General features: G+C 71.9%; 20 protein-coding genes. 11 read left to right on the top strand and 9 right to left on the bottom strand.

The annotated features are described in order from the left end of the window. Positions 1 to 87: 87 nt before the first annotated feature. Together WML84_RS04730 and WML84_RS04725 are read left to right on the top strand one after the other, a co-directional pair. A complete protein-coding gene (locus WML84_RS04730) occupies positions 88 to 1,431 on the top strand; it encodes an SAF domain-containing protein (RefSeq protein ID WP_347344990.1) in 1,344 nt (447 codons plus the stop codon). A gap of 35 nt (positions 1,432 to 1,466) precedes the next feature. Beyond that, positions 1,467 to 2,222, top strand: coding sequence for a FadR/GntR family transcriptional regulator (locus tag WML84_RS04725; protein WP_347344989.1), 756 nt, complete (start codon positions 1,467 to 1,469; stop codon positions 2,220 to 2,222). Between the two features lie 82 nt (positions 2,223 to 2,304). Here the strand turns inward: WML84_RS04725 and WML84_RS04720 are convergent, their stop codons facing one another. The 5 genes from WML84_RS04720 to WML84_RS04700 form a co-directional block, all read right to left on the bottom strand. Continuing rightward, the gene (locus WML84_RS04720) at positions 2,305 to 3,333 is read right to left on the bottom strand and encodes a TRAP transporter substrate-binding protein (protein WP_347344988.1); all 1,029 of its coding nucleotides are present in this window, start codon (positions 3,331 to 3,333) and stop codon (positions 2,305 to 2,307) included. Positions 3,334 to 3,375: 42 nt separating this feature from the next. Then, the gene (locus WML84_RS04715) at positions 3,376 to 4,704 is read right to left on the bottom strand and encodes a TRAP transporter large permease (protein WP_347344987.1); all 1,329 of its coding nucleotides are present in this window, start codon (positions 4,702 to 4,704) and stop codon (positions 3,376 to 3,378) included. After that, positions 4,704 to 5,261 (bottom strand): TRAP transporter small permease, encoded by a 558-nt coding sequence (locus WML84_RS04710; RefSeq protein WP_347344986.1) that lies wholly within the window; start codon positions 5,259 to 5,261, stop codon positions 4,704 to 4,706. Before WML84_RS04710 ends, WML84_RS04715 begins: the two co-directional genes overlap by 1 nt. A 238-nt stretch (positions 5,262 to 5,499) precedes the next feature. Then, positions 5,500 to 6,531 (bottom strand): cytochrome d ubiquinol oxidase subunit II, encoded by a 1,032-nt coding sequence (cydB, locus tag WML84_RS04705; protein WP_347344985.1) that lies wholly within the window; start codon positions 6,529 to 6,531, stop codon positions 5,500 to 5,502. An 11-nt stretch (positions 6,532 to 6,542) separates the two neighbouring features. Beyond that, on the bottom strand, positions 6,543 to 7,985 hold the full coding sequence (locus tag WML84_RS04700; protein ID WP_347344984.1) for a cytochrome ubiquinol oxidase subunit I: 1,443 nt from the start codon (positions 7,983 to 7,985) through the stop codon (positions 6,543 to 6,545). A 156-nt stretch (positions 7,986 to 8,141) separates the two neighbouring features. Here WML84_RS04700 and WML84_RS04695 point away from each other — a divergent pair, with 156 nt between their 5' ends. The 3 genes from WML84_RS04695 to fdhD all read left to right on the top strand — a co-directional run bounded on the left by WML84_RS04695 (position 8,142) and on the right by fdhD (position 13,408). Next, positions 8,142 to 10,586, top strand: coding sequence for an FdhF/YdeP family oxidoreductase (locus WML84_RS04695; protein ID WP_347344983.1), 2,445 nt, complete (start codon positions 8,142 to 8,144; stop codon positions 10,584 to 10,586). A gap of 365 nt (positions 10,587 to 10,951) precedes the next feature. Continuing rightward, the gene (moaA, locus tag WML84_RS04690; RefSeq protein WP_347344982.1) at positions 10,952 to 12,061 is read left to right on the top strand and encodes a GTP 3',8-cyclase MoaA; all 1,110 of its coding nucleotides are present in this window, start codon (positions 10,952 to 10,954) and stop codon (positions 12,059 to 12,061) included. Between the two features lie 438 nt (positions 12,062 to 12,499). Beyond that, the gene (gene fdhD / locus WML84_RS04685) at positions 12,500 to 13,408 is read left to right on the top strand and encodes a formate dehydrogenase accessory sulfurtransferase FdhD (protein ID WP_347344981.1); all 909 of its coding nucleotides are present in this window, start codon (positions 12,500 to 12,502) and stop codon (positions 13,406 to 13,408) included. Positions 13,409 to 13,419: 11 nt separating this feature from the next. Here fdhD and WML84_RS04680 read toward each other — a convergent pair whose 3' ends face one another. Both WML84_RS04680 and WML84_RS04675 read right to left on the bottom strand, forming a co-directional pair. Further along, on the bottom strand, positions 13,420 to 14,064 hold the full coding sequence (locus WML84_RS04680) for a response regulator transcription factor (RefSeq protein WP_347344980.1): 645 nt from the start codon (positions 14,062 to 14,064) through the stop codon (positions 13,420 to 13,422). Further along, complete coding sequence (locus WML84_RS04675; RefSeq protein WP_347344979.1) at positions 14,061 to 15,212, bottom strand: histidine kinase; 1,152 nt, start codon at positions 15,210 to 15,212, stop codon at positions 14,061 to 14,063. Before WML84_RS04675 ends, WML84_RS04680 begins: the two co-directional genes overlap by 4 nt. Before the next feature lie 133 nt (positions 15,213 to 15,345). On the opposite strand from WML84_RS04675, the gene WML84_RS04670 reads away from it, so the two are divergent. Both WML84_RS04670 and WML84_RS04665 read left to right on the top strand, forming a co-directional pair. Then, positions 15,346 to 16,125, top strand: coding sequence for an ABC transporter ATP-binding protein (locus tag WML84_RS04670; protein WP_347344978.1), 780 nt, complete (start codon positions 15,346 to 15,348; stop codon positions 16,123 to 16,125). Continuing rightward, on the top strand, positions 16,125 to 17,531 hold the full coding sequence (locus WML84_RS04665; RefSeq protein WP_347344977.1) for an FtsX-like permease family protein: 1,407 nt from the start codon (positions 16,125 to 16,127) through the stop codon (positions 17,529 to 17,531). The genes WML84_RS04670 and WML84_RS04665 overlap by 1 nt, the downstream gene beginning before the upstream one ends. 19 nt (positions 17,532 to 17,550) lie before the next feature. On the opposite strand, the gene WML84_RS04660 is transcribed toward WML84_RS04665, so the two are convergent. Then, on the bottom strand, positions 17,551 to 18,222 hold the full coding sequence (locus WML84_RS04660; RefSeq protein ID WP_347344976.1) for an alpha/beta fold hydrolase: 672 nt from the start codon (positions 18,220 to 18,222) through the stop codon (positions 17,551 to 17,553). Between the two features lie 182 nt (positions 18,223 to 18,404). On the opposite strand from WML84_RS04660, the gene WML84_RS04655 reads away from it, so the two are divergent. Then, positions 18,405 to 18,656 carry a hypothetical protein gene (locus WML84_RS04655; RefSeq protein WP_347344975.1) on the top strand — a complete coding sequence of 84 codons (252 nt, stop codon included), beginning with the start codon at positions 18,405 to 18,407 and terminating at the stop codon, positions 18,654 to 18,656. A 171-nt stretch (positions 18,657 to 18,827) separates the two neighbouring features. On the opposite strand, the gene WML84_RS04650 is transcribed toward WML84_RS04655, so the two are convergent. After that, complete coding sequence (locus WML84_RS04650; RefSeq protein ID WP_347344974.1) at positions 18,828 to 19,853, bottom strand: LLM class flavin-dependent oxidoreductase; 1,026 nt, start codon at positions 19,851 to 19,853, stop codon at positions 18,828 to 18,830. 190 nt (positions 19,854 to 20,043) lie between these two features. Here WML84_RS04650 and WML84_RS04645 point away from each other — a divergent pair, with 190 nt between their 5' ends. From WML84_RS04645 to WML84_RS04635, 3 genes are all read left to right on the top strand, one after another. After that, on the top strand, positions 20,044 to 20,343 hold the full coding sequence (locus WML84_RS04645) for a DUF6412 domain-containing protein (RefSeq protein WP_347344973.1): 300 nt from the start codon (positions 20,044 to 20,046) through the stop codon (positions 20,341 to 20,343). A 98-nt stretch (positions 20,344 to 20,441) separates the two neighbouring features. Beyond that, a complete protein-coding gene (gene yidC, locus WML84_RS04640) occupies positions 20,442 to 21,182 on the top strand; it encodes a membrane protein insertase YidC (protein ID WP_347344972.1) in 741 nt (246 codons plus the stop codon). 107 nt (positions 21,183 to 21,289) lie between these two features. Continuing rightward, positions 21,290 to 21,578, top strand: a 289-nt coding sequence (locus WML84_RS04635; RefSeq protein WP_347344971.1) for a hypothetical protein, incomplete at its 3' end; no start/stop codon positions are given.

Genomic DNA, 21,578 nt, shown 5'->3' with positions numbered 1-21,578 from the left:
GCTCTGGCGGTGGAGAGGCTCATATGCGATGATTGGTCTGACCATCTGATCTTTCCTCCTCGGACTCGCACGGAAGGCGCGCCGCCCATGAACCTCTTCTCGAAGCTGACCCAGCGCATGGACGCCGACGGGCCGATCCGGGTCGGGGTGATCGGGGCCGGGAAGTTCGCCTCGATGTTCCTCACGCAGGCCGCCGTGAGCCCCACGATCCACGTCGTGGGCGTCGCCGACCTCGACGTCGCCAAGGCGCGCGGCGCGATGAAGCGGACCGGCTGGGCGCCCGAGCGCTACGCCGCGGCGAGCCTGGACGAGGCCCATGCCACCGGCGGCACCGCGGTCATCGCCGACTCGAAGGCGCTCATCGCCGACCCGCGCATCGAGGTCATCCTCGAGGTCACCGGCAACCCGATCGTCGGCGCGGAGCACGCCCTCGGCTCGTTCGCGCACGGCAAGCACGTCGTCATGGTCAACGTCGAGGCCGACTGCATGGTCGGGCCGCTCCTGGCCCGTCGCGCCGCCGAGGCGGGCGTCGTCTACTCGATGGCCTACGGCGACCAGCCCGCCCTCATCTGCGAGCTCGTGGACTGGTGCCGCACCGTCGGCTTCGACGTGGTCGCCGCGGGCAAGGGCACCAAGTACCTGCCCGAGTACCACTACTCCACGCCCGACACGGTGTGGGACTACTACGGCTTCACCGCCGAGCAGCTCGAGAGCGGCGACTTCAACCCGAAGATGTTCAACTCGTTCCTCGACGGCACGAAGTCGGCGATCGAGATGGCCGCCGTCGCCAACGGCACCGGCCTCGTGCCGCAGGAGGAGGGGCTGAGCTTCCCGCCGGCGAGCAAGGACGACCTGCCCGGCGTCTTCCGTCCGCGCGCGGTCGGCGGCGAGCTCTCGCGCTCGGGCACCGTCGAGATCGCCTCCAGCATGTACCGCGACGGTACCGAGGTGCCCGACAACCTGCGCTGGGGCGTGTACGTCACCTTCCAGGCCCGCACCGACTACGCGGCGCAGTGCTTCGGCGAGTACGGCGTGCACACCGACGCCACCGGCCGCTACGCGTCGCTCTACCGTCCGTACCACATGATCGGTCTCGAGCTCGGGGTGAGCATCGCCAGCGCCGTGCTGCGCGGCGAGCCCACCGGCTGCCCCACCGGCTTCCTCGGCGACGTCGTCTCGACGGCGAAGAAGGACCTGCGCGCGGGCGAGACCCTCGACGGCGAGGGCGGCTACACGGTGTACGGCAAGCTGGCGCCGGCCGCGGCATCCCTCGACGTCGGCGCGCTGCCGCTCGGCCTCGCGCACGGGGCACGGCTGGTGCGCGACGTGTCCAAGGACGCCGTCGTGACGTGGGACGATATCGACATCGACGAGCAGCTGCCCGCCGTGCGACTGCGCCGGGAGCTGGAGGCCGAGTTCCGCGGGCGGTAGTCCGCGCCGGGCTCGCGCGTGAGTGAGGAGCCATCGTGAACGAAGCCGCCGGTGCGTCCTGGACGCCGGTCAGCCGGGTCCGCGCGCACGAGCAGGTCATGATGCAGATCGAGGAGCAGATCATCGGCGGCGAGCTCAAGGTGGGCGACCACCTGCCGAGCGAGCGCGAGCTGTCGGTGCTCCTGGGCGTCTCGCGACCGTCGCTGCGCGAGACGCTGCGCGTGCTCGAGGCGCTCGGCGTGCTCGACATCCGTCGCGGCGGCGGACCCGACGGGGGAGCGGTGCTCACCGGCTCGCCGGGTGCCGGGGCGGTCGAGCCGCTCACGCTGCAGCTGGCCCTCGGCCACTTCACGCACCGCGAGCTCGTCGACACGCGCCTGGCCCTGGAGACCTGGTCGTGCGCGCGCGCCGCGCAGCAGCGCAGCGACGAGGATCTCGAGGCGCTCGCGGCGATCCTCGAGCGCATGGACGCCCCCGACATCGAGACGGCCGAGTTCAACGAGCTCGACACCCGCTTCCACGTGCGCATCGCCGAGGCGAGCGGCAACGCGCTCACGGCGCGGCTCATGACGACGCTGCGGCGCGCGATCCGGCGGCAGATGATCGACGCATACGCGCGCCTCCCGGAGTGGCGGGTCACGGCGCAGACGGTGCGCGCCGAGCACCACGCGATCCTCGAGGCCATCGCCGAGCGCGACGCCGAGCGGGCGGAGCGGCTCGTGCGCGAGCACATCACGTCGTTCTATGCGACCGTGCCCGTCGAGGGCTACCAGGGCGCCGCGACAGCCTGACCGCGCCACCGGCGCGCGCACGACGAAGGCCCCGCCCGGCGACGACTCGCGTCGCGCGGGCGGGGCCTCGTGGATGCCGGGATCAGCCGCGGATCTGCTCGACCCACTCCTGCACCTGGGCGGGCAGGCCGTCGATGATCTTCTGCGTCGCGTCGACCCACTTCTGCCGGTCCTCGAGCTCGTGGAACACCGCGCCCGCGGCCTCGAGGTCGGCCTTGTAGACGTCGATGTTCTCGAGCGTCGTCTCGGTGTAGGTCTTGCCGACCTCGTCCGCCGCGTCGACGATGATCTCCTGGTACACCTTCGGCATGCCGGCCAGCTCCGCGCCCCACATCAGGAAGTGGTAGTTCGCGTACATGTGGCTGGTCTCGGTGATGTTCGGTGCGACCTCGTGGATCGAGTTGAAGTAGATCGCGTCGAGCGGGTTCTCCTGGCCGTCGAGCACGCCCGACTCCAGCGCCGAGTAGACCTCGTTGAACGGCAGCGCCTCGGCGCGGGCACCGAGCGCCTCCCACGTCGCGAGCATGGTCGCCGCGGAGGGCGTGCGGATCGTGAGGCCCTGCAGCGCCGGCAGGTTCGTCACCGGGGTCTTCGTGGTCAGCTCACGGGGTCCGCGGTACATGTTGCCGAGGATCTCGTAGCCCGAGGCATCCGTGATGGCCGACTTGATCTCGTCGCCGAGGTCGCCGTCCCAGACCTCGGAGAACTGGTCGTAGTCGTCGTAGAGGAACGGCGCGGTCTCGACGCTCGCGAGGTCGGTGTAGGTCTCCAGCGACAGCAGCGACTCGATCACGAGGTCGACGGTGCCCAGCTGCAGGCCCTCGATCATCTCCTCCCACGTGCCGAGCGTGGATGCCGGGTGGATCTCGACGGTGATCTTGCCGTCGGACTCCTTCTCGACGAGCTCCTTGAACTGCAGCGACGCGGTCTGGCGCATGTCCGACTCGGCGCCGGCGTGGCCGAGCACGAGCGTCATGGGCTTGGCGTCCTCGAGGCTCGTGTCGTCGCCGCCGGCGCCGGCGTCGCCGCCGCCACCGCCGCGGCATCCGGTCAGGGCGACGGTCGCGATCGCGCCGATCGCGAGGGCGGACAGCAGGGTCTTCTTCTTCATGGTTTCACTTCCTTGTGTGTATGTCGGGCACTGAGTCGTCGGTCAGCCGGCGTAGCCGAGCATGACCCTGGGCAGCCAGAGGGAGATCTCCGGCACGAACGTGATGATCAGGAGGAACACGAGGCCGGCGAGGAGGAACGGCACGACCGCCTTCACGGCCTGCACGAGGTTCACCTTGGCCAGCTGCGCCGACAGCATCAGGCCGATGCCCACCGGTGGCGTCAGCAGGCCCACGCTGAGGTTGACGACGATGATGATGCCGAGGTGCACCGGGTCGATGCCGGCCGACATCGCGATCGGGAACAGGATCGGCGTGAGGATGATCAGTGCCGCATTCGCCTCGATGAACATGCCGATCAGGAGCAGGACCGCGTTGATGAGCAGCAGCAGCACGACCGGGTTCTCGCTCACCGAGAAGATCGCCTGCGCGATCGCCTGGGGGACGAGGCCCGCCGTCAGCGCCCACGAGTAGATCTGGGCGCAGGCCAGCACGAGCATGATGAGCCCGACGACCAGCGTCGAGTCGGCCATTGCGTAGACGAAGCGCTTCCAGGTCAGCTCGCGGTACACGAAGACGCCGACGATCAGGGCGTACACCACGGCGACCGCGGCGGCCTCGGTGGGGGTGAACCAGCCGAAGCGGATGCCGCCGAGGATGAGGAGCGGCAGCAGCAGCGCCGGCATCGCCTTCCACAGCGACGGGAGGAACTTCGCGCGGTCCTCCTTGGCGATCGTGCCGATCCTGTTGATGTCCTTGATGTCCTGCATCACCTCCTTGGTGAAGCCCAGGCGCTTCGCCGTGAAGTGGACGACGAGCATCAGCATGATGACGTAGAGGATCGCCGGCACGATGCCGGCGAAGAACAGCGCGCCGATCGAGGTGCCCGACACCACGCCGTAGACGATCATCGTGATCGACGGCGGCATGATCGGGTCGACGACGGGGGCGGCGCCCATGACGGCGGCGGCGTACTCGGGACGGTACTTGCGCTGCTTCATCGCGGGGATGAGGATGCGGCCGAGCGACGAGATGCTCGCGACGGCCGAGCCGGAGATGCCGCCGAAGACGAGCGAGGTGACGACCGTCGTCTGGGCGATGCCCGCGCGCAGGCCGCCGACGATCGCGTCGGCGAGGTCGAGCATGCGCTTGGTCATGCCGCCCTCGTTCATGATCGCGCCGGCGAGCACGAACAGCGGGATGGCCAGGAGCGGGAAGGGCGTGATGCCGGCGACGATGCGCTGGGCGCCGATCGACAGCGGCACGTCGGTGAGGAACCAGAGGGCGACGAACGAGGCCGCCGCGAGCGCGATGCCGATCGGCACGCGCAGGAGCATCGCGACTCCGAAGCCGCTGAGCAGTGAGGGACCCATCACACCTCTCCCTTGATCACGACGACGTCGTCGGGCTGGTAGAGCACGGGATCGTCGAGGGGGTCGACGTCCTTCTCGGCATGGATCAGCCGCCACCACGCCTCGATGGCGAAGACGGCGCTGAAGATGGCGCCGACCGGCACCGAGAGCGCGATCCAGCCGAACGAGATCGGCAGGCCCGCCATCGTGCGGTTGAACGCGGGGCGCGCGGCCTCGAAGCCGAACCACACCAGGAGCAGGAACGTGGCCACGACGATGATCGCCGACACGGTGGTCACCGAGCGCTCGAGCCACTTCCGGTAGGGGAAGTACTCCCAGATGTCGAGCACCATGTGGCGCCCGCGGCGAATGCCGATCGGGATCGCGAGCATCGCGAGCCACACGAACGCGAGCGACGCGAGCTCGCTCGTCCAGGCGCTCGACGTCGACACGACGTAGCGGGCGAGCACCTGCCACGTGACCGAGAACACGACGACGGCCATGAGGGCCATCGCTATCCATTGGAGGGCGAGGTCGAGGCCTTGCAGCCCGCGCCCTATCACGCCTCGTCCTGTCATCAGGTCGCTCCTTTGCGATTGGTCAGACCATCTAACCAACAATGATGCGGGTACGGCGTCCTGCTGTCAAGGCAGACGCAGTGTTGAACAGTTCAACACGGGCAATGTTGACAGTGCGACCCGGATCTGTCAACGGATGAGACCGAAATGTGGCCCGGCTATCCGATGCGCGTGCGGGGACGGATGCCGGAGGTCCCGGCATCCATCCCCGCACCGTCGGCCTCGCGAGCGATCGGTCTCAGTGCGCGCCGGCGGCGGCCTTCTCGATGCGGGAGCGCGAGACGCGCTTGCGGAAGATCCAGTAGGTCCAGCCCTGGTACAGCAGCACGAGCGGGAGGAAGATCACGGCCGCCCACGTCATGATCGTGAGCGTGTACTCGGTGCTCGAGGCGTTCTCGATCGTGAGGCTGTGGGCGAGGTCGGTCGACGACGGCATGACGAACGGGAAGAGGGCCAGCCACAGCGTCAGCACCGCGAACGCGATGCTCACGGCGCCGGCGGCGAAGGCCCGGCCGTCGCGGTCGACCCAGTTGAACAGCACCGAGGCGACGAGCGCGACCGCCGCGACCGCGCCGCACACGATGACCGCGTTCAGGAGCGGCGCCTCGCGGCCCGCGGCGATGAGGATCGTCCAGACCACGGTGCCGGCCGCGAAGACCACGGTCGGGAGCGCCAGCCGCTTGCCGAGCGCCTGCGCGCCGTCGTGCACCGCGCCGTCGGTCTTCAGGCCCACGAAGTACACGCCGTGAAGGAAGAAGAGCAGCAGAGTCGTGACGCCGACCCACAGGCCGTACGGGTTCAGGAGGGTCAGGAGCGAGCCCGCGAACTCGTGGTCCTCGTCGATCGGCACGCCCTGCACGATGTTGCCGACCGCGACGCCCCACAGCAGCGCCGGCGCCGCCGAGCCGATCACGATCATGCGGTCGAAGCGCGCCTTCCAACGCGGGTCGTCCTTCTGGTGCCGGTACTCGAACGAGACGCCGCGCATGATGAGCGCGAGGAGGATCAGCAGGAGCGCCAGGTAGAAGCCGCTGAACAGCGTGGCGTACCACTCCGGGAAGGCGGCGAACAGGCACGCGCCCGCGACGATGACCCACGTCTCGTTGAGGTCCCACACCGGGCCGATCGTGTTGATGATCTGGCGGCGCGAGACGTCGTCCTTGCCGAGGAACGGCAGCGACATGCCGACGCCGAAGTCGAAGCCGTCGAGGACGAAGTAGCCGACGAACAGGACGCCGACGATGAAGAACCAGAGCTGTGCGAGTTCCATGTCCGTCCTCCTCAGTAGACCGTCGTCGGGGTGTCTTCGACCGCGACCGTGCCGGGGTCGGGATCGTCGGGGCCTGGCAGCCGGTCGGGCCCCTTGCGCACCGTCCTGAGGATCAGGCCGAACTCGACGACCGCGAGCGCCGCGTACAGCAGCGTGAACGCGATGAGCGAGACGAGCACGTTCCAGCCCGGGACGCTCGGCGAGACGCCGTCCTGCGTGAGCATGAGGCTGAACACGATCCAGGGCTGACGGCCCATCTCGGTGAAGATCCAGCCGACCAGGATGCCGAGGAGCGCGAGCGGCGCCTGCCAGATGGCGAGCGTCCACATCCAGGGCGCGACCGCGCGCTTCGCGTTCTTGCGGGTGATCCACAGCCCGACCAGGGCGATGAAGGCGGCCAGGCCGCCGAAGCCCATCATCCAGCGGAACGACCAGTAGGTGACCCACAGGATCGGCGCGAAGTTGCCGTCGACCTGGTCGGCGAACTGCGGGAACAGCTCCTGCGTGTAGAGATGGTTCAGGTCGTTGATGCCCTCGACGCAGCCGTCGAACGTATGCGTCGAGAGGAATGCGAGCACGTACGGCACGCGCAACGACCAGATCTCGGCGGTGCCGTCGGGGGTTCCGATCGAGAAGATCGAGAACGAGGCGTCCACCCCGCACGCCGAGTCGAACATCGCCTCGGCCGCGGCCATCTTCATGGGCTGCGTCTCGACCATCACGAGGCCCAGCTGGTCGCCCGAGAGCGCGACGCCCGCGAACGAGACGAGCATGGCCCAGAGGCCGAACCGCAGCGCCGGGCGCACCGTCTCGCGGTGCTCGGTGCGCATGAGCCACGCGCACGCGGCGATCATGACGCCCGCCGAGAACATGCCGGCGGCGAAGATCGTGTGCGGGAACTGCGTCAGCGCGACCGGGTTCACCAGCAGCGCGCCGAAGTCGACCATCTCGGCCCGGCCGCCGTCCTCGGCCATGCGGTAGCCCACCGGGTTCTGCATGAACGCGTTCGCGGCGAGGATGAAGTACGCCGACATCCACGTGCCCGCGGCGGTGATCCAGATCGAGGCGAGATGGATGCCGCGGGGGAGCCGGTCCCAGCCGAAGATCCACAGCCCGATGAAGGTGGCCTCGAAGAAGAAGGCCATGAGGCCCTCGAAGGCCAGCGGTGCGCCGAACACGTCGCCCACGAACCGCGAGTACGACGACCAGTTCATGCCGAACTGGAACTCCTGCACGATGCCGGTGACGACGCCCATCGCGAAGTTGATCAGGAAGATCTTGCCGAAGAAACGGGTCAGGTGCAGCCACTTCACGTCGCCGGTGCGGTGCCACATCGTCTGGAAGATCGCGACGAACACGCTCATGCCCAGCGTCAGCGGCACGAAGATGAAGTGGTACAGGGTCGTCAGGCCGAACTGCCAACGGGCGAGCAGCAGCGGGTCGAGCAGGTCCATATCGGCTCCAGTGGTGCGGGTGCGGCGGCGCGCGATGCGGCCGAGTCCGCCTCCTAGCCTATGCGGGCGCCCTTCCGCGCGAGGGACCCGCGACGACCCGCTCCGGTCGCCGTAGCATGGACCGAACCACCGTGACCGGCCGCAGCAGGAGGCGACATGGCGACGAGGCCCCCGACCGCCGACATCGACGAGTCCCGCGTGCGCGTCACCGCGCCCAAGAAGGTCGCCGTCGGGGTGCCCGCCGTGCTGCACGCGCTGCAGATCGCGAACGAGCAGATGGGCGTCGCCCGCAGCATCCGCACCCTCATGCAGGTCAACCAGAAGGACGGCTTCGACTGCCCCGGCTGCGCGTGGCCCGAGGAGGAGCGCCGTCACGTCGCCGAGTTCTGCGAGAACGGCGCGAAGGCCGTCGCCGAGGAGGCCACGCTGCGGCGGGTGGGACCGGAGTTCTTCGCGCGGCATGCGCTCGACGAGCTGCGCGCCCACGACGACTGGTGGCTCGGACAGCAGGGGCGGCTGACGCATCCGATGGTGCTCGAGGAGGGCGCGACGCACTACCGCCCGATCTCGTGGGACGACGCGCTGCGCGAGATCGCCGAGGCGCTGCGCGGCCTCGACGAGCCCGACGACGCGATCTTCTACACGTCGGGCCGCACGTCGAACGAGGCCGCGTTCCTCTATCAGCTGCTCGTGCGCGGCCTCGGCACCAACAACCTGCCGGACTGCTCGAACATGTGCCACGAGTCGTCGGGGTCGGCCCTCACCGAGACGATCGGGATCGGCAAGGGGACCGTGTCGATCGAGGACATCCACCGCGCCGACCTCCTGATCGTGGCGGGCCAGAACCCCGGGACGAACCACCCGCGCATGCTGAGCGCGCTCGAGAAGGCCAAGCAGCGGGGCGCGACCATCGTCGCCGTGAACCCGCTGCCCGAGGCGGGCCTGCTGCGCTTCGAGAACCCGCAGACCCCGCGCGGGGTGATCCTCGGCGGCACGCCGCTGGCCGACGAGTTCGTGCAGATCCGCCTCGGCGGCGACCAGGCGCTGTTCCAGGCGATCGGCAAGCACCTGCTCGAGGTCGAGGAGCGCTCCGGCGGCGTCGTCGACCGCGCCTTCGTCGAGGCCCGCACGACCGGGTTCGAGGCCTACGCGGCGGCGGTCCGCGACGTGGCGTGGGCCGACCTGGTCGCCGCCACCGGGATCGCGGAGGACGAGCTCCGCCGCATCGGCGAGCTCGTCCTCGGCTCGGAGAGCACGATCGTGTGCTGGGCGATGGGCCTCACGCAGCACCGGCACTCGGTGCCGATGCTGCGCGACGTCGTGAACGTCCTCCTGCTGCAGGGCAACATCGGGCGCCCGGGCGCCGGGGTGTGTCCCGTGCGCGGGCACTCCAACGTGCAGGGCGACCGCACCGTCGGCATCTACGAGAAGCCTTCCGAGGCGTTCCTCGCCGCGCTCGACCGCGAGTTCTCGTTCACCGCGCCGCGCCGGCACGGCCATGACACCGTCGAGGCGATCCGCGCGATGCGCGACGGCCGCGCGAGGGTGTTCCTCGCGATGGGCGGCAACTTCGTGAGCGCGACGCCCGACACCGGCGTCGTCGAGGAGGCGATGGCCCGCCTCGACCTCACCGTGCAGATCTCCACGAAGCTCAACCGCTCGCACGTGGTCACCGGGCGTCGCGCGATCATCCTCCCGACCCTCGGCCGCACCGACCGCGACCGTCGCGGCGGCAAGGACCAGCGCGTCTCGGTCGAGGACTCGATGGGCGCCGTGCACTCCTCGCGCGGGCGCCTCGCCCCGCCGGCCGACGACCTCCTCAGCGAGGTCGCGATCGTCGCGCGGCTGTGCGCGCTGCTGTTCGGGCCGGAGGCCGGCCTGCCGGGCCGGCGCGACGGCGCGACGGATGCCGGTTCCGCCGGTGAGCGCGGCGGCGAGACCGACGCCGGTGCTTCCGGCGAGTCGTCGGGCGAGAGCGGAGCCGAGGCCGCGGCATCCGTCGCCCGCAACGCGCCGCGCGCCGACTGGGCCGCCCTCGAGGGCGACTACGCGCTCATCCGCGGCCACATCCAGCGGGTGATCCCCGGGTTCGACGACTACGAGCGGCGCATCGACAAGGGCGGCACGCTGTTCCTGCCGAACGGGCCGCGCGACGCGCGCGAGTTCGCCACGAGCGACGGGAGGGCGCAGTTCACCGCCAACCCGCTGGAGTACCCGGCGATCCCGGAGGGGCGCCTGATCCTGCAGACGCTGCGGTCGCACGACCAGTACAACACCACGATCTACGGCAAGGACGACCGGTATCGCGGCATCCACGGCGGGCGGCGCGTCGTGCTCGTGAACCCCGACGACGTGCGCGCGGCCGGGTTCGCCGAGGGCGAGGTCGTCGACCTCGTGTCGGAGTGGACCGCCGCGGACGGCACGCTCGAGGAGCGCCGCGCCGAGGCGTTCCGGATCGTGCCGTACTCGACCCCGCGCGGCAACGCGGCGGCCTACTACCCCGAGACGAACGTGCTCGTGCCGCTCGACTCCACCGCGGCCGTGAGCGGCACGCCGACCTCGAAGTCGGTCGTCGTGCGCCTGGAGCGCCGCCCCGCCTGAGCTCGCCCGGCGTCCGGCGTCCGGCGTCCGATCCCTCCCTGCACGATTGGCGACACCTTTCTGCGGCTTCTGCGACCGGTGTCTGCGGCTTCTGCGGCCGGTGGCTCCGCCGTGTGCGATTGGCGACACCTTTCTGCGGCTTCTGCGGCCGGTGGCTCCGCCGTGTGCGATTGGCGACACCTTCCTGCATCCCGCAGTCGCGGCCCGCGTGTCGGCGCCATGATCCTGCGATGGCCCCCATGAATATGTGGCGCCATCGCAGGGAAGTGGCGCCGACGCTCGCCACGAATAAACCCGGGCGACCGCGGACCCTGTCGCCGTGACACGGATACCCTCGAAGGGATGGGGCGTCGACGGAGCAGGCCGTGACGGCGATTCCGGTGACGATCGGGATGCCGCGCACCGGCGTGCGCGATCTGCCGCTGCCCGCGGCGCTGCGCGCCGCCGCGGTCGATCCGGGCGCGACGATCGGCGACCCGCTCGTCGACACGCACGGCCGCGTGCACCGCGACCTGCGCATCTCGCTCACCGACCGCTGCTCGCTGCGCTGCACGTACTGCATGCCCGAGCAGGGCAACGAGTGGCTGGCGCGCTCCAGCATCCTCGCGCTCGACGAGATCGAGCGCATCGCGCGGGTGGCCGCCGCCGACGGCATCACGACCTTCCGGCTCACCGGCGGCGAGCCGCTGCTGCGCACCGACATCGTCGAGGTGGTGCGGCGGCTCGCCGCGATCTCGGGGCCGGCAGGCCCGGTCGAGATCGCGATGACCACCAACGGCATCCGGCTCCCCGAGCTGCTGCCGGGGCTGGTCGAGGCGGGCCTCGGCCGCCTCAACGTCTCGATCGACACGCTGCGCCGCGACCGGTTCCACGCGCTCACGCGCCGCGACCGCCTCGACGACGTGCTGGCCGGCATCGCGGCGGCTGCGGCGTCGGGCCTGCGCCCGCTCAAGCTCAACGCGGTCGCGATGCGCGACGTCAACGACGACGAGCTCGTCGAGCTCGTGGAGTTCGCGATCGGGTGCGGCGCACAGCTGCGCTTCATCGAGCAGATGCCGCTCGACGCCGGCCACACGTGGGATCGCGCGCGCATGGTGACGCGGGACGAGATCCTCGCGACGCTCTCCGCCCGCTGGAGCCTCACCCCCGTGGCGGGGCGCGGGGGAGCGCCCGCGGAGCGCTGGACGCTCGACGGCGGCCCGCACACGGTCGGGGTCATCGCCTCGGTCACCGCGCCGTTCTGCGGCGACTGCGACCGGCTGCGGCTGACGGCCGACGGCCAGTTGCGCAACTGCCTGTTCTCCACGACGGAGTACGACCTCGTCCCCGTGCTGCGCGGCGCATCCGGCGGGGGCGAGGACGTCGCGATCGACGCGATGCTGCGCTCGTGCGTACACGGCAAGCTGCCCGGCCACGCGATCAACGACCCGTCATTCCTGCAACCCGCACGCGGCATGAACGCGATCGGCGGCTGAGCACCGCTCTGCGGCGGCTGTGCCCCCTTCCGGCGCGTCGCGGGCAGAATGGTGCCCGAACGAAGGCTGCTTGCGCCGAGAAGCCCGTTTCGAGCGGCCTTCGGGTCGTCCAGCCTTCGTTCGGGCCGGATTCCGGCGGAGCCGGGGCATGCACCGCCTCGCGCGAGGCCCGGCATCCGTCGCCGGAACGACGGTTCGCCCGCACGACGGCGGAGATCCTCCGTGGCACCCCGAGCCGAGGGCTGTAGACACCGAGTGTCGTCCGGGATCTCCGCCGTCGTGCCGCGTGACCGAGGCGCGGTGACGGTGCTCGTGCCGGCCGATCCGGCCGCGCGGGCGCCGTCAGCGTGCGCGACGACGGAGATCCGCCCCGGGGTCGAGCCCCGTCCGTGCGCCGACGGCGAAGAACGGACGCCGGGCCGGGGTTAGCATGGCGCAATGGGTCGGATCACCGCGCGCCGCTCGATCACGCGGATCACCATCGCGGCCGACGGCGACGCGACCGCCCGCCGCGTCGACACGCTCACGGTCGAGGAGCCGCTCGAGATCCGCGTCGGCGGCATGCCGCTGACCGTCACCATGCGCACGCCGGGTCACGACGTGGAGCTCGCGGCGGGGTTCCTCGTCTCGGAGGGCGTCATCGCGCGGGGCGACCAGTTCCGCTCGGCGATCCACTGCGGCGGCCCGGGCGACCGGCTCGCCCTTGCGGGCGGACGCACCGGCACGCCGGACGTCGTCGCCCCCGTCGACGGCGGCAACACCTACAACGTGCTCGACGTCGCCCTCGCCCCCGGCGTGGCGCTCCCCGACCTCTCGCTCGCCCGCAACTTCTACACGACGAGCTCGTGCGGACTGTGCGGCAAGGCGTCGATCGACGCGGTCGAGTCGGTGTCGTCGTACGACGTCGCGGACGACGACGTGCGGGTGGATGCCGCGACCCTCGCCGCGCTGCCCGATCGGCTGCGCGACCACCAGGCCGTCTTCGACAAGACCGGGGGACTCCACGCGGCGGCCCTGTTCGACGGCGCGACGGGGGAGCTGCTCGTCGTCCGCGAGGACGTCGGTCGCCACAACGCGGTCGACAAGGTCGTGGGGTGGGCGGTGCTCCACGATCGCCTGCCGCTGCGCGGCACCGTCCTCCAGGTGTCGGGCCGCGCCAGCTTCGAGCTCGTGCAGAAGGCGGTGATGGCCGGCATCCCGCTGCTCGCGGCGGTGTCGGCACCGTCGTCGCTCGCCGTCGACCTGGCCGAGACCGCCGGCCTGACGCTCGTCGGGTTCCTCCGCGGCGCGACGATGAACCTCTATGCGCGGCCCGACCGCGTGGTCCCGGCCCGCGTCACCGCCTGAGTCCGCGCGGATCAGGGCGCGGCGTCGCGGACGAGGAGCGCGAGGCGCACGCGGTTCGTGTCGCCGAGCTTGGCGAAGACGTGGGTGAGGTGCGTCTTCACGGTCGCCTCCGAGCAGAACAGCCGCGCCCCGATCTCGGCGTTGGAGAGTCCCTCGGCCACCGCGTCGGCGATCTCCCGCTCGCGCGGGCTGAGCTGCTCGAGCTGCGTCCGCGCCGCGTCGCGCCTGAGCTCCCGGCCGCTGCCGGCGAACCGCTCGATGAGCGCGCGCGTGTGCGCCGGGCTCAGCATCGCGTCGCCCGCGGCGACGACGCGGACAGCCTCGATCAGCTCGCGGGGCGGTGTGTCCTTGAGGAGGAAGCCGCTCGCGCCCGCCTCGATCGCGGCGAACACATGCTCGTCGAGCTGGAACGTGGTCAGCACGAGCACGCGCGGCGCGTCCGCGCCGGCGATGCGCCGGGTCGCCTCGATGCCGTCCACGCGGGGCATGCGGATGTCCATGACGACGACGTCCGGGCGGGTGCGACGGACGAGGTCGACGGCATCCGCACCGTCGGCGGCCTCGCCGACCACCTCGATGTCGTCGGCGGAGGAGAGGATCGTGCCGAGGCCCGCGCGCACGAGCGCGTCGTCGTCGACGATCGAGACGCGGATCACGCGACCTCCCACGGCAGCTCGGCGCGCAGCTCGAACCGGCCGCGGCTGGCCCGTGCGCCGAACACGCCGCCGAGCAGCTCGACGCGACTGCGCAGCGCGACCAGGCCGCTCCCGGCTCCGCGCTCGCCGCCGGGCGCGAGCGGATTGGCGACCGTGATCGCGATGCCGGCGCCCGGGGTGCCGGACAGATCGATGTCGACGGGCGACGACGGCGCGTGCCGATGCGCGTTCGTGAGCCCCTCCTGGACGAGCCGGTACAGCAGCCGACCGGTCGAGTCCGGCACGTCCGCCGCCCGCACGCCGATGCGGTCGTCGAAGCCCACCGTCGCGCCGGCGCCCCGGCTCTCCTCGATGAGGTCCGGGATCGCGGTCAGCCCGCGCGCCGGTCCCCGGCTGGCGTCCTCGTCGCCCAGGGCGCGGACGACGGCGCGCAGGTCGGCCAGCCCGCGCCGCGCGGTGCTGCGGATCGACTCGGCGACGGCGCTCGTCGCGGCATCCGCCGTGCTCACCTCGAGCGCGCCCGCCTGCGTCGTCACGAGGGTCAGCACGTGGCCGAGCGAGTCGTGCATCTCGCGCGCGATGCGCTCGCGTTCGGCGCTCACTGCCCGCGCGGCCGCCAGCTCCCGCTCGATCTCGGCCCGCACGGCGCGCGCGACCGCGGCGGACTCGCGCTCGCGGCTCCTGCGGATATAGCGCCCGATCAGGATCGGCACCGCGGCGAAGGTCAGGAAGCCGAGCGGCACGATCTGGACGGCGCTCTCCCACGGCTCCGACAGGAACCAGCGGTACATCGTCGCGAGCGACACGGCCCATCCGACGATCCCGACGAGCCAGACCCGCCAGCCCCGCCTGCGGATCGCGAGGCTCGCCATGCCGACGGGGAAGACCGCCGGGCTGTCGAACGCGAAGGCGACGGCTCCGAGCACCGGCAGCGCATACGGCAGGCGCCGGCGCAGGAGCACCGCCGCGATCACGAACGGCAGCAGGAGCAGCTGCGGCAGCCACTGCACGGCGAGCCTGTCGTGATCGATGGTCGCGTAATACGCCACGCCGAGGGCGGCCAGGTAGAGCACGTGGGACTCCCAGCGCAGCCGCGAGCGACGCGACCGGCCCGGGGCGTCTTCGGTGGCGACGATCTCCTCCGGCATGGCACAGACACTACTCGCGCCCCCGGACGCGGCGGGATCCCCGGAGGTCGGCCCTCGAGTACGACCTGGGTCGTACCGGACCGGGGCTGATCGGGCGATGCACGACGACGGGGGATGCCGCGAGGCTGCTGCCATGACGAACGAGCACCCCCATCCGGCCGGCGCCCTCATCGTGGCGGAGTCGCTGCGCAAGTCCTACCCGGCCGGGTCGTCGACCGTCGAGATCCTGCACGACGTCTCGCTCACCGTGAGCGAAGGCGAGGTGTGCGCGATCATGGGCCCCTCCGGCTCGGGCAAGTCCACGCTCATGTACTGCCTCGCGGGCCTCGAGCAGCCCACCTCCGGCGACGTGGCCCTGCTCGGCGAGAGTCTGGCCCGGCGGTCGAGGCGACAGCTCGCCGAGCTGCGCCGGCGCGAGCTGGGCTTCGTGTTCCAGTCCTACAACCTGATGCCGACGCTCTCGGTGTCGGAGAACGTCGCCCTGCCGTTCCGGCTGCGCGGCGAGCGCGTCGACAGGGCGCGCATCGAGGAGGCGCTCGCGGCGGTCGGGCTCGCCGGACGGGGCGCCTCCTCACCCTCGTCGATGTCCGGAGGCGAGCAGCAGCGCGTCGCGATCGCGCGCGTGCTCGCCCAGCGTCCGCAGATCGTGTTCGCCGACGAGCCGACCGGGGCGCTGGACTCCCGTTCGGGCCGCGTGGTGCTCTCCGAGCTCCGCCGCATCGGCGGGACGCCGGGGCAGTGCGTGCTCATCGTCACGCACGATCCGGCGGTCGCGGCATCGTGCGACCGCGTCGTGTTCCTGCGCGACGGACGGCTCGTCGACCAGCTCTCGAGCCCGACCACCGAGTCGGTGGCGTCGCTCCTCGCCGCGCTCGAGGAGCGATCGGACGCCGTCGCCGAGGAGGCGGCCTGATGCGCGCCCTCGTCGTCGCCGAGCTGCGCGCGGCCTGGACCTCGTGGCTCGCGGTGCTCGTCGCGTTCGTCGCCACGAGCTTCTCGATCGTGCTCGCGATCCTCGCGCTCGACAGTCTCGGCGCCACGATCGCCACCGGCGCGGTGCCCGAGCAGGAGGCGCCGGCGCTCCTGATCACGCCGGGCTGGAACCTCGCGCTCGCGCTCGTCGGCACGCTCACCGTGATCGGAGCGGTCACCGGGCTGGTCGTGCAGTCGCGGCGGGGCGCGCTCGCCCGACTCGCCCTCGCCGGCGCGACGCCGGGTCAGGTGTCGCGCATCCTGCTCGCCCAGCTGGCGATCGTGTCGCTCGTCGGCGCCGTGATCGGCATCGTGCTCGCGATCGTGGTGCAGCCCGCCGCGGTCCGCGAGACGATCGCCGACCGCGGGGTCGATCCGGCGATCGCCGTGATCGAGGTCGATCCGCTGTGGACCCTCCTCGGTGCGGGCTTCTTCGTGCTCGTCGCGGTGCTCGGCGGCCTCCGGCAGTCGCGCGTCGCGGCCGCGGTGCCGCCCATCGAGGCGCTGCGCACGGCGCCGGGTGCGACCGTGCGCCGCAGACGGATCGGCCGCTGGATCGGGGGCGGCGTGCTCCTCCTCGGCACCGTCGCCATCGCCGCGGCGGTCGTGGCGTTCGCCCCGAACCTGGGCGTCGACGGCAGCGACCTCGTGTTGCAGGGGAGCCTCTTCTGCATGCTGTTGACCAGCATCGTGCTCTCGCTCTGGGCGCCGCTGACGATCGGCGGGCTCACGCGCGCCTGGACCGCCCTCGTGCCGGCGCGTTCGGCGTCGTGGGTGCTCGCGCGGTCGGCGGTCATCGCGCGGGGCGAGCGCCTCTCGCGCACCGTGACGCCCATCATGATGGCGGTGGGCCTCCTCGTCGGACTGGGCTCGCTCACGGCATCGGTCATGGCGCTGCTCGACGAGCTGGGACGCCACGGACTCGAGCACGTCAGCATGCTCTCGATGCTCTTCCTGGTCGGGCTCATCCTGCTCATCGCCATGTCGGGCGGCGTCAGCGTCGTGCTGATGATGTCGCGGCAGCGCGAGTCCGAGCTCGCGCTCGCCGGCATCGTGGGCGCCACGAAGCGCCAGCAGGTGCTCGTCCCCGTGCTCGAGGGGGTCATCATCACGGTGACCGCGACGCTGCTCGGTCTCGTGATGACCGCGGTCGGCATGGCGGTCTTCTCCGCGGGGGTGCTGGCGCTCGACCGGGGCGTCTCCGCGCGCATCGTGGTGCCGTGGGTCGACCTCGCGGTGATCTTCGGACTGTGCTCAGCGGTCGTGATCGCGGCGACGACCCTGCCGGTCCTCCGGTCCCTCGACCGCCCGGCCCGTCAGGTGGCGGCGCAGCTCGCCGCCGAGTGACCCTCGCGGGCGCCGGCGATCAGGCGGAGTCCGCCGTGCCTTCCCCGGCCACCGAGGTCAGGAGCTCCACGAGCTCGGTCGTGAACTCGGCGGGCCTCTGGGTGTTCAGCTCGTGGCCGCCGCCCTCGACGATGCGCAGGCGGGCGTGCGGGATGCCGGCGGCCAGCGCCCGCGCAGCGGGCAGGTTCGCGACATCCTTCGACCCGCACAGCACGAGAGTGGGCGCACCGATGGCCGCGAGCCGGTCGCGGAAGTCGGTGCCGGCGATCTCGTGCGACACCGCGATCACCCGCTTCTTGTCGGTGCCGTCGGGCGCCACGACCCGCGCCGGGAGGACGCGCAGGATCACCGATTGCAGCGCCATGAGCGCGCGCGGCGGGTGCACCTGACCGCCGGAGAGGACGAGGGAGGCGACCCGTCCGGGATGGTCGATCGCGAGCTGCGTGGCCACCATGGCGCCGAGCGAGAGCCCGCAGACGTGGGCGCGATGGATGCCGCGGCGGTCGAGCTCGTCGACGACCCGGACGGTCGCGCCGGCGAGCGTGAACCTCGCGGAATCTCCGGTGCCGAGGCCGGCGAGCTGCGGCGCGAAGCCCGAGAAGCCGTCGGGGAGGGACGCCAGCTGCTCCGCCCACGACGTCGGTCCCGTTCCGAGGCCGTGCAGGAAGACGACGTGTCTGTCCCGATCCATGGGTCTCAGGCTAGCCGCGCCGACGACAGGCATCGGGAGTCCGCCGTGCGAGGGAGGCCTCGTCGACGGCGACCGGCAACGGCATCCGTGCGAATCCGCCTCGCGGTGGAGGCCGTGGCATCCGCCGGTCCTCTAGCGTGACGAGTACGCACCGGATTCGGGAGGTAGTCATGCAAGGACAGATGTCTGCACTGGTCTTCGGAGACCGGGAGGATCCGCGCGAGCGGCTCGCGGAGCTGTTCGGCGGCGAGGCGCCGGCCTCGGGGCAGCCTCCTCAGCCGGCCATGGACTGGGCCGTCGAGCTGCTGCGCGGCCCGGCCGGGCAGCGGATCGCCACCGAGCTCGAGGCCGTCCGGCTCTTCCGCGCCGCCGAGCCGCGGCTGCAGCTGAGGCCGGCGACGTTCCTGGCCACGCACGCGCTGGCGGCCCGCTGAGACGAGCGCTCGGCCCACGGACTTCGCAGAATCGCGCGGATCTCGCAGGATGTCGTCGGATCCCTGCGAAGTTCGCGCGATTCTGCGAAGTCCGTGCCGGTCAAGTCGCGCCCGCGACCGCCGCACACCGCGGCCGCACACCGCGACGGCCCCACGCGGCGGCGCCGGGGCTCAGCGAGTGGGCTGCCAGCCGAGGGCGGGGGCGACGTGCCGGGCGAAGGTCTCCACGATGCGGAGGTTGAACGCGACGCCCAGCTGCGACGGGATCGTGAGCATGAGCGTGTCGGCGCTGCGGATCGCGGCATCCTCCCGCAGCTGCTCGACCAGCACGTCGGGCGCCGCCGCGTACGTCTTGCCGAACGTGGAGCGGAAGCCGTCGATGACGCCGACCTGGTCGCCCTCCTGGCGGCCGCCGAAGTAGAGCTCGTCCTCGGCGGTGGTCAGCGGGAAGATCGACCGGCTCACCGACACGCGGGGTTCGCCGGCGTGTCCGGCTTCGCGCCATGCGGCGCGGAACGCGTCGATCTGCTGCGCCTGCAGCTCGTCGAACGGCAGCCCGCGGTCTTCGGTGAGGAGCGTCGACGACATGAGGTTGACGCCGATGCGACCGGCCCATTCCGCCGTGTCGCGCGTGCCGGCGCCCCACCAGACGCGCGAGCGGAGCCCGGGGGAGTGCGGCTCGATGCGCTGCCGACCGGTGCCGCCGCCGAACGGGCTGTGCGGATCGCGGTCGGCCATCCCCTCGCCCTCGATCGCGCGCAGGAACGTCGCGAAGTGCTCGCGTGCGAGGTCGGCGCCGCGCGCGTCGGCAGCGCCGGTGTAGCCGAACGCCTCGTAGCCGCGGACGACCGACTCGGGCGACCCACGGCTCACGCCGAGCGCGAGCCGTCCGTCGCTGATGAGGTCGACGGATGCCGCCTCCTCGGCCAGGTACAGCGGGTTCTCGTAGCGCATGTCGATGACGCCCGTGCCCATCTCGATGCGCTCGGTGCGGGCGGCGATGGCGGCCAGCAGCGGCATGGGCGACGACTGCTGTCGCGCGAAGTGGTGCACGCGGAAGTAGGCGCCGTTCACGCCGAGGTCGTCCATGCCCTGCGCGAGGTCGATCGCCTGGGCCATGGAGTCCCGCGCGGAGAGGATGCGTCCGCCGCCCAGCGGCCCGTAGTGTCCGAAGGAGAGGGTCCCGAAGCGCTGCACGTGTGCGACAACGCGGGTCCGGCCGGGCGCATTCCCCCGGGATGCCGACGGGGAGCCGGTGCGATGCCGGGATCCGCTCGCCTCCGTGCCGGCCATCCCGGCGGCGACGCGGGCGGCCCGTCGCCGACCGCCGGTCCGGGCCGGACGAGCGCGTGTTAGCGTGAGTCCCGAGCGAGGGGAGGTGCCGCCGATGACCAGCACGCTCGGCGCCCAGGTGCGGGTCGCGCTCGCCTGCCTCGGCCTCCTCGCCGTCCTCGTCGCCGTCGGCTCCACCGACGCGGTCACCACCGGCGCCCTGGCGCTCGCGCTCGCCGCCGTCGCGGTGACCGTCGCGCTCGTCGTCGCCGTGGCGTCCCTCTCCCACGCCCCGGGCCTCCTGACGCGTCCACGCGCGCAGATCGACCCGTCCGCGCTGGTGTCGCAGAGCGATCCGGATGCCGCGGGCCACTCGCGCCCGCGAGCTCCCGGCGCCGCGGCCTCGGCCGCGTAGCCCGCCGCGCCCACGCACCCCGTCCGGGGTGTCGTCGTCGTCCGTCGGTGCCGTCGTGGCCAGACGCCGCAACGCCGACACCGACGAACAGGACAACCGTGGACCTCTACTCCTTCCCTCCCATCGCGGCCGTGCTCCAGGCCGCCTACGGCGCCCTCATGGGGCTCGCCGACCTCCTCGCGCCGCTCGCCGGCCCCAGCGCCGCGGCCCTCGCCGTCGTCGTGGTGACGCTGCTGGTGCGCGCGGCGCTGATCCCGACCGGCATCGCGCAGGCCAAGGCCGACCGACTGCGCTCGCGGCTCGCGCCCAAGCTGCGCGCGCTGCAGGAGCGCCACCGCAAGAACCCCGAGCGCCTGCAGCGCGAGACGATGAAGCTCTACGCCGACGAGAAGGCGTCGCCCTTCGCGGGCTGTCTGCCCGTGCTCATCCAGGCGCCGATCGTCGGGGTGATCTACAGCGTCTTCCTGCACGCCTCGATCGCGGGGCACGCGAATGCCCTCCTGACCGAGGAGCTCGCCGGCGTGCCGCTCGGCACGAGCGTCGCGGGCTCCGTCGTGCACGGCGCGCTCGACCCCGCGACGGCGGTCGTGTTCGGCGCGATCGTCGCGGTGCTCGTGATCGTGGCCGAGATCACGCGCCGCGTGTGCCGTCCGAAGACGACGGATGCCCCGGCCCCGGGCATGCCGGACCTGCGCTGGCTCGGCGTCCTGCAGTTCGCCACGGCCGTCGTGGCGCTGTTCGTGCCGCTGGCCGCCGCACTCTATCTCGTGGTCACGGTGACCTGGACGCTCGTCCAGCGCATCGTGCTGCGGCGGCGCTTCCCTCTGCACGGGGGGTAGCGGGGGTAGCGGGGGTCTCGTGGCGCACGGTGGACTCACAGTCCGGATTAACGGGCCCGTCACCGTTCTCGCGACGCTTCGTCATGCGGGGAGCGTTACCTGGACGCATGGCCGACACCGACACCATCTCGCTCCCCGCCGCGCAGACGCCCACCCGTCGAGTCCGCTCGCTGTGGGATCACCTCGCCGGGATCGCGCCGACCAACCTCGGCTATCTCGCGCCGGTCGATCTCACCGCCCACGTCCGAGAGGCGTCGCCCGCCGCGATCGTTCCGGAGGAGGGGCCCGACGACGCGCGTCGTGCACGCGCGTCGCGCGACGAGCTGCTCGAGCGCGCGCGTCTTGAGGCGGCGGAGGCGGCCGCGGCCGCCGCGCGCGCCCGAGCCGAACGCGCCC

It is taken from the genome of Microbacterium sp. (assembly GCF_039812165.1).
Classification (GTDB): Bacteria; Actinomycetota; Actinomycetes; order Actinomycetales; family Microbacteriaceae; genus Microbacterium.
The sequence above is the reverse complement of the archived record's forward strand: the minus strand, read 5'-3'. Positions and strand labels throughout refer to the sequence as shown.